11 protein-coding genes and 1 pseudogene are annotated in these 13447 nt (G+C 58.2%); 7 read left to right on the top strand and 5 right to left on the bottom strand.

What is annotated here, in order from left to right; all coding sequences use genetic code 11:
• Positions 1 to 111: 111 nt before the first annotated feature.
• Both ACVWYZ_RS13730 and ACVWYZ_RS13725 read right to left on the bottom strand, forming a co-directional pair.
• Positions 112 to 1122, bottom strand: a complete 1011-nt coding sequence (locus ACVWYZ_RS13730) for a phosphate ABC transporter substrate-binding protein (RefSeq protein ID WP_457467370.1) — start codon at positions 1120 to 1122, stop codon at positions 112 to 114.
• Between the two features lie 104 nt (positions 1123 to 1226).
• Positions 1227 to 3287: a ribonuclease catalytic domain-containing protein gene (locus ACVWYZ_RS13725; protein ID WP_457467369.1), complete on the bottom strand. Its 2061-nt coding sequence runs from the start codon at positions 3285 to 3287 to the stop codon at positions 1227 to 1229.
• A 500-nt stretch (positions 3288 to 3787) separates the two neighbouring features.
• Here ACVWYZ_RS13725 and ACVWYZ_RS13720 point away from each other — a divergent pair, with 500 nt between their 5' ends.
• The 3 genes from ACVWYZ_RS13720 (at position 3788) to ACVWYZ_RS13710 (ending at position 6493) form a co-directional block, all read left to right on the top strand.
• On the top strand, positions 3788 to 4426 hold the full coding sequence (locus ACVWYZ_RS13720; RefSeq protein ID WP_457467368.1) for a response regulator transcription factor: 639 nt from the start codon (positions 3788 to 3790) through the stop codon (positions 4424 to 4426).
• Positions 4427 to 4530: 104 nt separating this feature from the next.
• The gene (locus ACVWYZ_RS13715; protein ID WP_414374616.1) at positions 4531 to 5136 is read left to right on the top strand and encodes a sulfite oxidase-like oxidoreductase; all 606 of its coding nucleotides are present in this window, start codon (positions 4531 to 4533) and stop codon (positions 5134 to 5136) included.
• A gap of 148 nt (positions 5137 to 5284) precedes the next feature.
• Positions 5285 to 6493, top strand: a complete 1209-nt coding sequence (locus tag ACVWYZ_RS13710; RefSeq protein ID WP_457467367.1) for a Coenzyme F420 hydrogenase/dehydrogenase, beta subunit C-terminal domain — start codon at positions 5285 to 5287, stop codon at positions 6491 to 6493.
• A 3-nt stretch (positions 6494 to 6496) separates the two neighbouring features.
• Here the strand turns inward: ACVWYZ_RS13710 and ACVWYZ_RS13705 are convergent, their stop codons facing one another.
• The gene (locus ACVWYZ_RS13705; RefSeq protein WP_414415961.1) at positions 6497 to 7693 is read right to left on the bottom strand and encodes an aspartate aminotransferase; all 1197 of its coding nucleotides are present in this window, start codon (positions 7691 to 7693) and stop codon (positions 6497 to 6499) included.
• A gap of 160 nt (positions 7694 to 7853) precedes the next feature.
• Between ACVWYZ_RS13705 and der the strand changes: the two genes are divergently transcribed.
• The 3 genes from der to ACVWYZ_RS13690 all read left to right on the top strand — a co-directional run bounded on the left by der (position 7854) and on the right by ACVWYZ_RS13690 (position 11066).
• Positions 7854 to 9233: a ribosome biogenesis GTPase Der gene (der, locus tag ACVWYZ_RS13700; RefSeq protein WP_457467366.1), complete on the top strand. Its 1380-nt coding sequence runs from the start codon at positions 7854 to 7856 to the stop codon at positions 9231 to 9233.
• A 23-nt stretch (positions 9234 to 9256) separates the two neighbouring features.
• Positions 9257 to 9721 (top strand): SsrA-binding protein SmpB, encoded by a 465-nt coding sequence (gene smpB / locus ACVWYZ_RS13695; protein ID WP_011432891.1) that lies wholly within the window; start codon positions 9257 to 9259, stop codon positions 9719 to 9721.
• A 91-nt stretch (positions 9722 to 9812) separates the two neighbouring features.
• Positions 9813 to 11066 carry a BMP family lipoprotein gene (locus tag ACVWYZ_RS13690; protein WP_414417117.1) on the top strand — a complete coding sequence of 418 codons (1254 nt, stop codon included), beginning with the start codon at positions 9813 to 9815 and terminating at the stop codon, positions 11064 to 11066.
• A gap of 11 nt (positions 11067 to 11077) precedes the next feature.
• Here the strand turns inward: ACVWYZ_RS13690 and ACVWYZ_RS13685 are convergent, their stop codons facing one another.
• Both ACVWYZ_RS13685 and tnpA read right to left on the bottom strand, forming a co-directional pair.
• Positions 11078 to 11680: a glutathione S-transferase family protein gene (locus ACVWYZ_RS13685; protein WP_457467365.1), complete on the bottom strand. Its 603-nt coding sequence runs from the start codon at positions 11678 to 11680 to the stop codon at positions 11078 to 11080.
• Positions 11681 to 11851: 171 nt separating this feature from the next.
• Entirely contained in the window at positions 11852 to 12292 is a 441-nt protein-coding gene (gene tnpA / locus ACVWYZ_RS13680) for an IS200/IS605 family transposase (protein WP_414350393.1), read from the bottom strand.
• Positions 12293 to 12580: 288 nt separating this feature from the next.
• On the opposite strand from tnpA, the pseudogene ACVWYZ_RS13675 reads away from it, so the two are divergent.
• A pseudogene (locus ACVWYZ_RS13675) lies at positions 12581 to 13363 on the top strand (RNA-guided endonuclease InsQ/TnpB family protein); the annotation flags it as partial.
• Positions 13364 to 13447 lie beyond the last annotated feature (84 nt).

The raw sequence follows: 13447 nt of genomic DNA, 5'->3' as shown, positions 1-13447 counted from the left end.
TGGCTTGCCAACTGCAGGGCTACCGTTCGCGCCAGCGGGCCGGAGGCCTTAAGCCCGCCCTGTACTGCGAAGCAGTCAGGGTCGGGTAGTTTACATGCTATTTTTGGGTTGCTATCGGAGGGGGATGAACTCAGTGCGGCCAATGATTTGCTGGCCTTGATCCGAGAGCGCGTAGTTGATGAAATCGGCCACCACAGGGCTAGTCCTCTGAGGTGCCACCAAAAACACATTCCGCGCCAAGGGGTAGCTGCCCCTCTGGATGGCCTCACGGGTGGGCATCTGGCCGTCGATGGGCACAATCCGCACCGTTTGCTGGTTTTGCACCTGATCGACAGTGCTGTAGGTGATGCCATCTTCTCCCAAAGCCCGCAGGAGAGGGGTGGTAGCATCTTCTTTGGCAGTGATGAAGTTCGGCCCATCCGGGGCAAAGGGCGACCCCAATAACACCAGCTCTTGGAAAACGCTGTAGGTGCCGCTCTGGGGGGCGCGATTGAGGACCCGAATCCGCCGATCCGGGCCGCCCACCTGGCTCCAATTGGTGATCCGACCCTGGAAGATATCGGCCAATTGCTGCAGCGTCAGTCCTCCTTTGTAGGGGTTGTTCACCCCCACCGCCACCGCCAGGGCATCTTTGGCCACCGGGATCGCCTGTAGACCCGCCTGCACTTCGCTGGCATTGAGGGGGCGGGAGCTAGCGGCCATCTGGATGCGACCTTCCATCAGGGCCTTCAGGCCGGCATTGGATCCATTGGGCTTGCCATCCGGGATCCCATAGGTGAGGGGAATGCCGGGGTTGCGCTGGGTGTAGCCTCCCTTCAGGGCCAAGACGAGCCGGATCATCGTGACGCTGCCATCCATCTGGAGCACTGCTGGGTTGGGCAGAGAAGTATCCAGATTAACGGCGTTGGCAGGCGGGTTGGGTACCTGGGCCTGAGGGGGGTTGGGCGCTGTTGGGGCTTGGGGCCGGGCAGCTGGAATCTGGCTGGGGATAGGAGGCGTGTTCTCTCTATTCAGGAATGAGTCCAACAGGCCGGAACGATAGACATACCAGCCGCCGCCTCCCAGTATCGCGAACAAAAGAATGTAAACGATTGGAGGTGGGCCGGAAGGTCGTGCAGTCATGGGATCCCCCCTAAAGAAAATTCACGATCCAGACTTCTGAGACTTCCCCCCTCTGTTGTATCAGCTATCCACGCAGATTGGGTGAGCGACAGGTCAAGGCATATCTATCCGCCCATGGCAGCCTCTCGTCCCACCTCGCGCAGCTCGATCACATCCGCACGGGGATCCGCCTGCACAACTTCCAACTCGATCCAAGCCCCCAGAGGAGTTTGGCGTTCTAGGTGTACCGGCACCCGAAAGGCAATCTCATCCAGCATGGCCAACACCAAGTTTTCCTGCTCGCGCAGGTAGCCCAAGACCAAGGCCCGCCAAATTTGCCCCGGTCGCAGGCGCAGGTATTCGATGCTCCAATAGCGCTTGGATTTCCGCTCCACCTGGTTGGCCTCAGCGGTGCCCGGCTCAATCCCCAGCAGCAGCTGCTGCACATCCGCCTCCGTCAACGGCAAGGGATCCCCGCGCAAAAAGGCCTTGATCTGGTAATGGGCCACCAAATCCAGGTAGCGCCGAATCGGGGAGGTAACCTGACAGTAGGCATCGAGACCCAGCCCTGTATGTCGCCCCGGCTGGGTGGCTACTTCCGCCCGCGATAGACAGCGCATGATGGCAAAAGACCGAACTGGCCCCTGGGGATACCTATCCAGCACTTCGGGAGGAGGTAAGTCGGGAGCCGGCTGCAGACGATAGGGTACCGGGATCCCATTTTGGCTGGCGAAGCGAGCCGCCACCTCGCCGGTGAGCACCATCATTTCCGCCACCATCTGCCGCGCCGGCGTATCCTCGATTACCCGGAGGTGGGGGATCTCGTCGATGACCTTGATATCTTGCTCGGGCAAGCCAATTTGGATTGCCCCTTGAGCCATCCGCCAGGCATAACGCCACTGGGCTGCCCGGGCAATGGCTGTCAGTTGAGCCTCTGCCCCCAACTCCAACATTTCATCGGCATCTTCGTAGGTGAGGCGGTAGGTGACTTTGATCTGGCTGAGGCAAATCTTGGAATCGCGGATCTGGCCGTCGGATCCCAGTAGAATGCCAAAGCTAAGGGCAGGCCGCACCTCTCCCTGCACCAAGCTCATCGGGCCGGTGGACAACTCCGGCGGGAACATCGGGATCACCCGCTCCGGCAAATAGACGCTGGTGCCACGCTTGCGGGCTTCCAAATCAAGGGGATCCCCCCACTGCACCCAACAACTGGGATCAGCGATGTGGATCCAGAGCTTCACCGCGTCATCCGACCAAAACTCGACGCTGAGGGCATCGTCAATGTCGCGGGTGCTGGCATCATCGATGGTGTAGGTGTGGAGGTGGGTGAGATCCTGCCGCAGGTGGGGATCCCAGAAAGAGGGAGGCTGGCTGAGCAGGGCTTGGGTGTATCGCTCCACCGCCTTCGGGAACTGGGTTGGGATCCCGGTGAGGCGCAGGGCCAGGTTCTCGTGGCGGCTCCACAGCCCCAGAGCCACCAAAGCCTCAAAGGCCCCCTGCGGAGTGTCAGGAAACCCCATCAGCTCCAGCAGTTGCGAGGCCCGTTCCCGATCCGACGGGTTGAGATTGGAAGAGAGATCCTCGTGGCTGCGAATGGCTGCCGCCGCTCCCTGTAAGGCCAGGCGTTCCAGCACCTCCAGGCGGGCCCGCTCGGCAGGAGTCCAGGGATACCCTTGGCCGGGATGAGCCAGAGCCTCCCGCAGGTGGGCCTCAAACTCTGCTTGTTCCTGCTGCCGTTGTTGGGCGACGGCCATTTGATGGAGGATCTCCTTCACCTGAGCCGGAGTGCGGGGTTCGTAGCTCTCCCCCTTTTGCTTGAAGTAGGTGCGATCCTCGCTCAAGAGGCGGTAGGCGGCATAGGTGGAGACCGGGGAATCATCAGAAAACAACAGCCGAGCCATCTCCGCCAAGCTCAGGGGCTGACGCTCCTCCTGCACCAGTTCCCAGGCCAACGCCAAACTTTCGGGATCCAACTTTGCCTGCACCGCCTGCCAAAAGCCGGGAATGTCGGAAGCCGTGAAGCTGGATCCCCCGTTCAAAGCAAAGGTAATCTGGCGAGGGTGAACACTGTGAACCTGCCCAGAGGGCACCCCCAGCAGTAGGTTCTTCTTACCCTCAGTGCCCTGAACCACTGCCAACACACGGTCGTTATTGTAACGAAACTCCACCAGTGTGCCCTTTTCCACCCGTTCTCCTTATGTCGGCTGTTGTTAGATCGCAGGCTCTCTTCTATTCTCCACCAGCTCTGCCCGCCTGCCTATGTGGAGACCCGCGCCAGAAGGCATACGGCCACTTGAACGGTTAACAGACATTCGACACATGGGTACTTAGGTATATAGGTTTATGACATATAGACATACGAGATACAAGGTAGATTACGGCCATGTATTGGACACTGCGATTCCAAGGCACAGGCAAGTTCTGCCAAGTTCGTGGGATGAGGTTACCAACTAGGGCTCCTAAATTGCGTAGAGATACTGTTGCCAGTGTTTCCCGGACATGTATTTTCACTTCCATGTGTGATATCCTAGATGCTAGGGGTAGGGCACAGTTATCATGGATCGCTGACTGATCTAGCAACCAAGAAGGTAGCATTCAGGGGTTGTTTCCCTTCCGTGAAGGTCATCGAAACAGAAAGCTCTCCCCCGAAGTTTCTTAGTGCTTTTTAGCACTCGCAAGGTTAGCCGTGGACAATCCAAAGCGACTGTTGCTCATCGATGACGATCCGAACTTGATCCTTCTGGCTAAGGATTACCTGGAGTTTCGCGGCTATGAGGTGGTGGCGGCGAGCAACGGTCTGGAGGGGTTGGAAGCAATGCGCCAGTTCACTCCAGACCTGATCATCTGCGATGTGATGATGCCAGAGATGGATGGCTACACCTTTGTGGAAACCATTCGCTCCAACAGTGCTACAGACTGGATCCCCGTGATTTTTCTGTCGGCGCGTGGGCAGACGGCGGATCGGGTGCGCGGCCTGACCACAGGGGCAGATGTTTACATGGTCAAGCCCTTTGAGCCGGAAGAATTGGTGGCGCAGGTGGAGTCTTCTCTCAGACATACCGAGCGCCTGTTACAAGTGCAGAATGTGGGCATTCAGCCGGTCATAAAACTGGATCGGGAAATTGAACTTACGCCAACGGAAACCAAGGTGATCCAGTACGTGGCCAGGGGCCTGTCCAACCGCGAGATTGCCGAAGTTCTTGGGGTGAGCCAGCGCACCGTTGAGAGCCACGTCAGCAACATGCTGGGCAAAACCGGCCTGCACAACCGCACAGAACTGGCCCGCTGGGCGATAGAAAGTGGTCTGGGCAAAAAACCGCTATGATTCCTCTCCTTTTTCGGAGTCCTCTTGCTTAGCGACTCAGGAACTCTCTCTCCTCAGCCCGATTGGAGATAGGGTGGTAGCAGCGCTTGCAGAGCAGAATAACCATGGTGGGTAAGTTTTTTCAAAAATTGGCAGGAGAGGATCCCTTGTCGGGTCGGCTACCCCCTGGGCAGCATTTGGCGCGGGGCTTTCCGGTGCTCACCTACGGCGATACGCCGGTGATCCGGCCAGAAGAATGGCGGCTGCGCATTTGGGGATCCGTGGAAAAAGAAGTAGTGCTCACCTGGGAGGATCTGCTGGCCTTGCCCCAACATACGTTCACCGCCGATTTTCATTGTGTTACCCGCTGGTCAAAGTTGGATGTGACTTGGACAGGGGTGCGGATCCCGGACGTGTTGCAGGCAGTATCCATCGCTCCTGAGGCCAAGGCGGTGATGCAACACTGTTATGGTGGCTACACCACCAACCTGACTCTGGAGGAGTTCATCCGCCCCGAAAACTACCTGGTTCACACCCTGGAAGGCCAGCCGCTCCCGGTAGATCACGGTGGGCCGGTGCGCACTTTGATCCCTCACCTGTACGCCTGGAAAAGTGCCAAGTGGATCGGCGGCCTGGAGTTTCTCCCCCAAGATCAGCCGGGCTTTTGGGAGCGCAACGGCTACCACATGCGCGGTGAACCCTGGGCAGAAGAACGCTACAGCGATTCATAGAGGCTCTGGGATTTTGCCCTCCTTGGCCAGGGATCCCTTGAAGCTTTTTGCCACCGTCTGCCGTTTTGGCCGCAAACTGAAAAGGGTGCCTGCATCTTCAAGGAAGAGATCAAATCGGAAGCCTCGAAAGACCCAGTAAGCAGAGATCATGGGATCCCGTTCACCGCGTCCAGCCCGGCCCATCCGTTCCGGCCACTATCCGGCCAAAGAGCTGTGCAGCCAGTGTGGCCTTTGCGATACCCGCTACGTGGCCCAGGTCAGAGAAGCCTGTGCCTTCTTGAACCAGCAACTGACCCAGTTGGAAGAACAGACCCACGGGCGATCCCGGGAATCGCTGCGCTCAGGATCCCTCGCCGTCACCGATACCGATTACTTCGGTGTCTACGAGGCAATGTTTACGGCCCGCAAACGGGATCCGATCCCTGGTGCCCAGTGGACGGGCATCGTCAGCAGCATTGGCATGAAGGCCCTCACCAGCGGCTTGGTGGAAGGGGTGGTGTGCGTGCAGGCGGATGCCCAGGATCGTTTTCAGCCCCGGCCCATCTTGGCACGTACCCCCGAAGCGGTCTTGGCGGCGCGGGTCAATAAACCAACCCTGTCCCCCAATTTGTCGGTGCTGGAGCAAGTGGAGCAAAGCGGCCTCAAGCGCCTATTGGTGATCGGGGTGGGCTGCCAAATTCAGGCTTTGCGGGCGGTGGAAAAAAAACTGGGCCTGGAGAAGCTGTACGTGTTGGGCACGCCCTGTGTGGACAATGTCAGCCGTGCCGGGCTGCAAAAGTTTCTAGAAACCACCAGCCGCTCCCCACAGACGGTGGTGCACTACGAGTTTATGCAAGACTTCCACATCCACTTCAAACACGAAGATGGCTCGGTGGAAAAGGTGCCCTTCTTCGGCCTCAAGACCAAAGAACTCAAGGACGTGTTTGCCCCCTCCTGCCTCAGTTGTTTTGACTATGTGAATGCTCTGGCAGATCTGGTGGTGGGCTACATGGGATCCCCCTTGGGCTGGCAGTGGCTGCTGGTGCGCAATCAGCGGGGGCAAGAGCTGTTGGACTTAGTCTGGGAGGAGCTGGAAACCCAACCGGTGATCTCGCAGGGATCCCGGAGGGCGGCAGTGCAGCAGGGGATCCCTGCCTACGATCAAGCCCTGACCCTACCGATGTGGTTGGCCCAGATCATGGGGGCGGTGATCGAGCGGTTTGGGCCACGCGGTTTGGAATATGCCCGTTTTTCCATCGATTCCCACTTCACCCGCAACTACCTCTATGTGCGCCGCCACTATCCCCAGAAGTTGGAGCAGCACGTGCCCCCCTTTGCCCGGCGGATTGTGGAGCAGTACCAACTCCCGCAAGACTGAGGCTCAGCAGTAGCGGATCCCAGCTTCCGCCCAGCGATCGATAGCCTGACCTATGCGCTCGCAATCGGCAATTAGGCTAATCCGCACGTAGCCCTCTCCTCCCTCTCCAAAAGCGCTGCCGGGGGTTACGACCACGCCTGTAGATTCCAGCACCCGCAGGGCAAACTCCGTCGATCCCTCAGGGGTGCCGTCGGCAGCGCGGGGGGTAGGGATCCAGAGATACATCGTCGCCCGTGGCGGCTCGATCCGCCAGCCCAACTCCGCTAGGCGGCCGATCAGATAGTCGCGCCGGCGGCGGTAGCGCTCTTGTACCTGCTCCAGGTAGCTATCCGGCAGGCGCAGGGCAGTTTCGGCGGCCTTTTGGATGGCGGCAAAAATGCCGTAGTCGAGATTGGTTTTCAGGGTGCGCAAGCTCTGGATGATCTGGCGATTGCCCACCACAAATCCCACCCGCCAGCCGGCCATGTTGTAGGTTTTGGAGAGGGTGTGGAACTCCACTGCCAAGTCCTTGGCGCCTGGGATCTGCAGCAGGCTGGTGGGCCGGTAGCCGTCAAAAGCCAGCTCGGCATAGCACAGGTCGTGCACCAGGATGAGATCGTAGCGGCGGGCAAACTCCACCACCTCCTCAAAAAAAGAGCGGGGCGCAACTGCCGCCGTCGGGTTATTGGGGTAGTTAAAGTAGAGCACCCGCGCTTGCTGGGCCACTTCCGGCGGTATTTCTTGCAGATCGATCAACCACCCCTTCTGCGGGCGCAGCATCATCGGGTAGATCTGCCCGCCGGCAATCATGGGGCCGCGAAAATGGGCTGGATAGGCAGGGCTGGGCACCAACACCAGATCTCCGGGATCCACATAGGCCAGAGCCAGGTGGGTCAGCCCCTCTTTGGATCCCAGCAAAGGCAGCGCCTCTCCATTGGGATCCAGCTCCACCCCGTAGCGGCGCCAGTACCAATCCGTGATCGCCTGGCGGAAGCTGGCCGTGCCCTCAAAGGGCGGGTAGCCGTGGTGGGCGGGATCCGCAATGGCCGCCTGCGCCGCCTCCACCACCGGCTGTGGGGTGGGACCATCGGGGTTGCCCATGCCCAGATCGATCAAATCCAACCCCTGCTGGCGGGCGCGGGCCTTCAGCTCATCCAAGCGGGCGAAGACATAGGCGGGCAGCTTGTTCAGCCGCTGGGCGGGAACGAGAGCGCGGTTCATGGCAAGAATGGGGAAGGGGCACAGCCGGTGCCTGATGGGAGGATAGGTACCTAACTTACCGCCAGACCTGCATCCAAAGCAATGATCGAGATTGGCGGCTTTGGGCATCCGGGATCCCGAACAGCTAGGATAGATATCCCAAGTTATCGACGAGCCAACAGTGCCCCTACCTCTTGTGGCCATTGTGGGCCGCCCCAACGTGGGCAAATCCACCCTCGTCAACCGCATGGCGGGGGTGCGTTCGGCCATTGTGCACGATGAGCCCGGCGTGACCCGGGATCGTCTGTACCAGGAGGTGGAGTGGAACGGGCGCCGCTTGCGGGTGGTGGATACCGGCGGCCTGGTTTTTGGCGACGACAGCGAATTTCTGCCCCACATTCGCCAGCAAGCGATGGCAGCCATGGCCGAGGCCCAAGCCGTGATCTTCGTGGTGGATGGCCGAGAGGGACTGACACCCGCCGATGTAGAAGTGGCCGATTGGCTGCGCAAACAACCCCTGCCGGTGGTGGTGGCCGTAAACAAGTGCGAGTCGGGGCAGATGGGCCTGGCTCAGGCAGCAGCCTTTTGGGAGCTGGGGCTGGGGGATCCGATCCCCTGTTCCGGCATTCATGGCAATGGGGTAGCCGAGCTGTTGGAGGCGGTGCTGGCTCACTTGCCCGAAGTGACCGCAGAAGCCGCAGGCGAGCCGGATCCCATCGCCGTCTCGATTGTGGGGCGGCCCAACGTGGGCAAATCCAGCCTGCTCAATCGCCTGGTGGGATCCGAGCGGGCCATCGTCAGCCCCATTTCCGGCACCACCCGCGATGCCATCGACACCGTGGTCACCTGGGAAGGGCAGCCCTATCGCCTCATCGATACCGCCGGCATCCGCAAAAAAAACCGCGTGCAGTACGGCATTGAGTTCTTCAGCATCAACCGGGCCTTCAAGGCCATCCAGCGCTCGGATGCAGTGCTGCTGGTGATCGATGCTTTGGAGGGGGTTACCGAACAGGATCAGAGGCTGGCCGGGCGCATCGAAGAAGAGGGCCGCGCCTGTGTCATCGTGGTCAACAAGTGGGATGCGGTAGAAAACAAAGACACCTATACTATCAACGACTTTACCCGCGAAATTCGCGACAGGCTTTACTTTATCGAATGGGCGCCGCTCCTGTTTGTCAGCGCCCTCACCGGGCAACGCACCCACAAAATCTTTGAGCAGGTAAATACCGTGGTGGCCGCCCACCGCAAACGGGTTCCCACCGCTGTGGTCAACGAAGTGCTCCAGGATGCTCTTGCCTGGCAATCGCCCCCCACCAACCGCCAGGGCAAGCAGGGCAGAATTTACTACGGCACCCAGGTGGCGGATCGGCCCCCCACCTTTGTTCTGTTTGTCAACGATCCCGATTTGTTTAAGGATAACTACCGCCGCTTCCTGGAAAAGCACTTCCGGCAAAACCTGGACTTTACCGGTACCCCCATTCGCTTTCTCTGGCGCGGCAAATCCGAGCGCTTGGTTGGGCGGGCGGTGCGAAAATTGGAGAGATCCCTGACCTCTCGTTAGGCCCTCTGGTCTACTGAAAGCCTATGGCTGTGGATCCCAACGTCAAAACCCTGGTTGACAACCGTCGCGCCCGCTTCGAGTACGACATCTTGGAGACCTATGAGGCCGGGATCCAACTGACCGGCACAGAGGTGAAATCGATACGAGCGGGCAAAGCCAACCTGCAAGACGCTTTTGCCCTCTTTCGGGATGGGGAAGCATGGCTGCACAATCTGCACATCTCCCCCCATGACACCGCCAGCAAAGTGTTTAACCACGACCCTACCCGCCGCCGCAAGTTGCTGCTGCACCGCCGCGAGATCGACCGCCTACGGGGCTTGGTGGAACAAAAGGGCCTGACCGTGGTTCCCCTCAAGCTGGTGCTCAACCGCGGCTGGATCAAAGCCCATCTGGGCGTAGCCCGTGGCAAAAAGCTCCACGACAAGCGACAAGCCATCAAAGAGCGGCAAACCCAGCGGGAGATTCAGCGGGAACTGAAGGAACGATAAATTTCTCCCTGAGCCCCTGCTGGCTTCCACGTCGTTTGCCAAGCGCCTTTTTGTATTCTCAGATACAGCGATCTGCAGCGGGATCCCGATGATGGATGTAGTCTTCCGGCTTTGGATCCCTGTTCTGTTGGAGCTGCCTGTGAACTGGAATCTTACCCGCGCTTTTTCTCCCTCGAGAGGCTGGGCTATTGGCCTGGCAGTCGCCGCTCTACTGGGATCCACCCCCACAACGGCGCAGGAGACCTTCAAAGTGGGCATGGTGCTGGTGGGGCCGATGCAGGATGGCGGCTGGAGCCAGGCGCATGTGGAGGGCAGCGAATACGTCAAGGCCAAGTTGCCCGGTGTCGAGTTTGATTACCTGGATAAGGTGAACCCAGCGGATCGGCCCAATGTGCGCGCCTCCCAGGTGGCGGATGACATGATCGCCCGAGGGGCCAAGGTTATCATCTTTACTTCTGATGACCACAAAGACGACGCGATTGAAACGGCCCGCAAGCATCCCGAGATTGCGGTTATCCATGCTTCTGGGGACATGGCCTGGAAGGAAGGGAAAAATTACATCGATCTGCCCAACTTGGCCAACATCATGCCCCAGATGGAAGCGATGCGCATGGTGGCCGGATGTGCCGCGGCTCTGGGATCCGAAACCGGCAAAATTGGCCTGTTGGGGCCTCTGATCAACGACGAAACCCGCCGTTACGCTGCTGCTGCTTACTTGGGGGCCAAATACTGCTGGGAAACTTACCGGGATCGTCCCGAGGAGTTGCAATTCCGAGTGACCTGGATTGGCTTTTGGTTTAACATTCCAGGGGTCACTTTGGATCCGAGCAAGGTTGCCGATGACTTTTACAACGGCGGCTTTGATGTGGTGATGTCAGGGTTGGATACACCGGAGGCGGCGGTGCAAGGCAAACGGGCTGCTGAGGCCGGAAAGCGAGTGCGCTACACCCACTACGGCCTGGCCAGCGGTTGTAACTTTGCGCCCGAAATTTGCCTGGGGGTTTCCTACTACAACTGGGGGCCAGGATACAAGCAATTGATCGAGGCGGCTCGTGCGGGCACCTTCGAGAGCCAATTCTTGCGTCCGCCCATCGACTGGTCGGATATCAACAACCCGGACACGTCTTCGGCAGGGTTCATCATGGGAGAAGCCCTGGAGCCAGAAGATAGGGCTAAGTTGGAGGAGTTCATCGCCGGCTTGGGGAATGGCAGCATTCAGCTCTTCAAGGGGCCGCTCAACTTTCAAGATGGCACGCCCTTCTTGGCTGAGGGAGATGTGGCCAGCGAGGTCGAGATTTGGTATCTGGGCCAGTTGCTAGAGGGCATGGAGGGAGCCAGCAACTAGCGGAAGGCGTTCTAGGCTCCGGGGAGGGGGAAGAAGCGGTCGGTGGCTTTCACCCGCTGACACCAGGCTCGGATCTGAGGAAAGGGCTTGAGGTCAAACCCGCCCTGCTCCGCCACATGGGTGTAGGTGAAAAGGGCGAGATCGGCGATGGTGTAGCGGTTGCCCACAAAAAATGCTTTCCCCTGCAGGTGGCCTTCCATGATCTCCAAGGCCTCTGTTCCAGATTTCAAGTTCTGGGCGATCAGGTCAGCATGGGCCTCTGCTTGGCCGGCCCGTACCCAGAAGCGAGTGGTGGCGATGTAGCGGGCAATGCAGGTTTGTTCAAAAAGCAACCACTTCAAAATCTCAGCCCGTTCCAACTTGTTTTGGCCGTAGAGGGGGGTGTCTTCTGCCAGGTAGACCAAGATCGCGGCGGACTCGGCCAAGACCGTTCCATCTTCCAGTTCCAAAGCCGGGATCTGGCCCAGGGGGTTTTTGGCCAGGTACTCGGGGCGGCGGTTTTCTCCGGCCCTGGAGTTGACTTCAACCGTCTCATAGGGGATCCCCAATTGCTTGAGGAGCAATTCCACTTTGTAGCAATTTCCGGAGGTTGGGATCCCGTACAGTCGCAACATTGTGGTTAACCTCAGCCCAAAGCACCTTACAAAGAACTTCGTCCTAACAACGCCAACGGCAACCCAATCAACAAAAACCCTCTGTCCCTAACACTTTTTTAGCTAAATCGCCGAGAAGCCCCGCCCTCTGTCCGCAGGACGTATGGCCTACGGCCCGCTGAAGCGAACGCGCTAGCGGCGCGGAGCGCTTGGGTCGGGATGAGAGGCGGGAGTACCTTGGTTTTCAATGTACTGGCGCAATACCGAGACTGTTACCCCACCGCATGAAGCGATGAAATAAGACTCGTTCCATGGCACATTTTTTCGGTATATCTTGCTGATGTAGTCCGCAAACTCGCTTCTCATCCTGCGACTAGAGACGGATTTGATGTTGTTTACCAATTTGGACAGATCTATCTGCGGATAGTACTGGAACAGCAGATGAACATGGTCTGCCTCGCCGTTGAACTCAATAAGTTTACAGCCCCACTTTCGGCAGAGGTCATACATGAATCCATGTAATCGCTGCAGCATTTCGCCGGTAAATACCTTGCGACGGTACTTGGTGGTTAAGACCAAATGTGCCTTCAAATCAGATACAGCTCTGCCGCTGGAAACGAAATCATGCTTCATGGCTGGTGACATACTCCCATCACTGACCTTACAGGTACAGCGTGGGCTTCTCGCTTCATCGGGGAGCTACTGCAAGAACCCTCTGCGAGCAGACACGGGATGCCCAACCGCGTAGTTGCACCAGATTCCGGCAACGCCGTTTTGTACAACCATGTTGATTATAGTACAGAATATATCCGCCTTTCATCCCGACCCTCCTGCTGTTGCAGAGAGTGCGGGGCTTCCCGGCGAGCTAGCTAATCTCTGCTGGCGCTATAATCAGTGTAGCGGTTTCTGAGCATGCTTAAGATGAGGACTGCCTATCAGTACCGTCTGCGGCCTACCCCCAGTCAAGTTGTTCTGATGGAGCAATGGCTGGAGCTGTTGCTCAAGCAGTACAACTATCGGTTGGCAGAGCGGTTTAACTGGTGGGAGCAAAACCGCTGTGATATAAACGCTTGCCCCTTAATCTGTCATTTGCCTGAGCTGAGAGACAGGCCTGATTTCTACTCCCAAAAACGGGACTTGGTGAATACCAAAGCAAGGTTCCCCGAATACCAAGCAATCCATTCGCAAGTCCTGCAAAACTGCATAGAGCGAGTGCATAAAGCATTCGACCGCTGGCTGAAAGGCGACCGTAACGGCAAGAGAGCAGGAAGGCCGAGATTCAAAGGGGCGGGCCGGTATCATTCCTTCACCTTTCCCCAGATGAAGCAGGACTGCCTTCAGGGGAAGTTCATTCATCTGCCCAAAATCGGAGCAGTAAAACTGATTCAACACCGTCCTTTGCCTGACGGGTTTGCTATCAAGACTGCCACCATCACCCGTAAGGCTGATGGGTGGTATGTGACATTAAGCCTGCAAGATGCGTCTGTCCCTGAATTAACCCCCGATTCGCCAACATCAGAGAACACGATAGGGATCGACATGGGGCTGGACTCCTTTTTGGTGACCGATACAGGGGAGTCCGTCCCAGTGCCCCAGTATTACCGCCGCGCCCAAAAGCGGCTGGAGAGGCTGCAGCGGTCTTTATCCCGCAAGCAGAAAGGGTCAAACCGCCGTAAGAAAGCCTTGAGGCGAGTGGCTAGGTCGTGTTGATCTTATGTTAGGATAGAGAGAATAATTTATAGAGGAAAGAGGATGAAGTTGGTTTTTTTAGATGAAAACAAATGGCAG

The sequence above is a fragment of the Thermostichus sp. MS-CIW-37 genome (genome assembly GCF_054060065.1).
Note: the sequence above shows the minus strand (reverse complement) of the source record. Positions and strands in the feature narration are given on the sequence as shown.

What these genes read in the sequence shown, in the direction of transcription:
- ACVWYZ_RS13710 (WP_457467367.1), top strand. Translation starts at nt 5,285, where the DNA reads ATGGGATCCCGTTCACCGCGTCCAGCCCGGCCCATCCGTTCCGGCCAC.
- smpB (WP_011432891.1), top strand. Translation starts at nt 9,257, where the DNA reads ATGGCTGTGGATCCCAACGTCAAAACCCTGGTTGACAACCGTCGCGCC.
- ACVWYZ_RS13685 (WP_457467365.1), bottom strand. Translation starts at nt 11,680, where the DNA reads ATGTTGCGACTGTACGGGATCCCAACCTCCGGAAATTGCTACAAAGTG.
- ACVWYZ_RS13715 (WP_414374616.1), top strand. Translation starts at nt 4,531, where the DNA reads ATGGTGGGTAAGTTTTTTCAAAAATTGGCAGGAGAGGATCCCTTGTCG.
- ACVWYZ_RS13690 (WP_414417117.1), top strand. Translation starts at nt 9,813, where the DNA reads ATGGATGTAGTCTTCCGGCTTTGGATCCCTGTTCTGTTGGAGCTGCCT.
- ACVWYZ_RS13705 (WP_414415961.1), bottom strand. Translation starts at nt 7,693, where the DNA reads ATGAACCGCGCTCTCGTTCCCGCCCAGCGGCTGAACAAGCTGCCCGCC.
- tnpA (WP_414350393.1), bottom strand. Translation starts at nt 12,292, where the DNA reads ATGAAGCATGATTTCGTTTCCAGCGGCAGAGCTGTATCTGATTTGAAG.
- ACVWYZ_RS13730 (WP_457467370.1), bottom strand. Translation starts at nt 1,122, where the DNA reads ATGACTGCACGACCTTCCGGCCCACCTCCAATCGTTTACATTCTTTTG.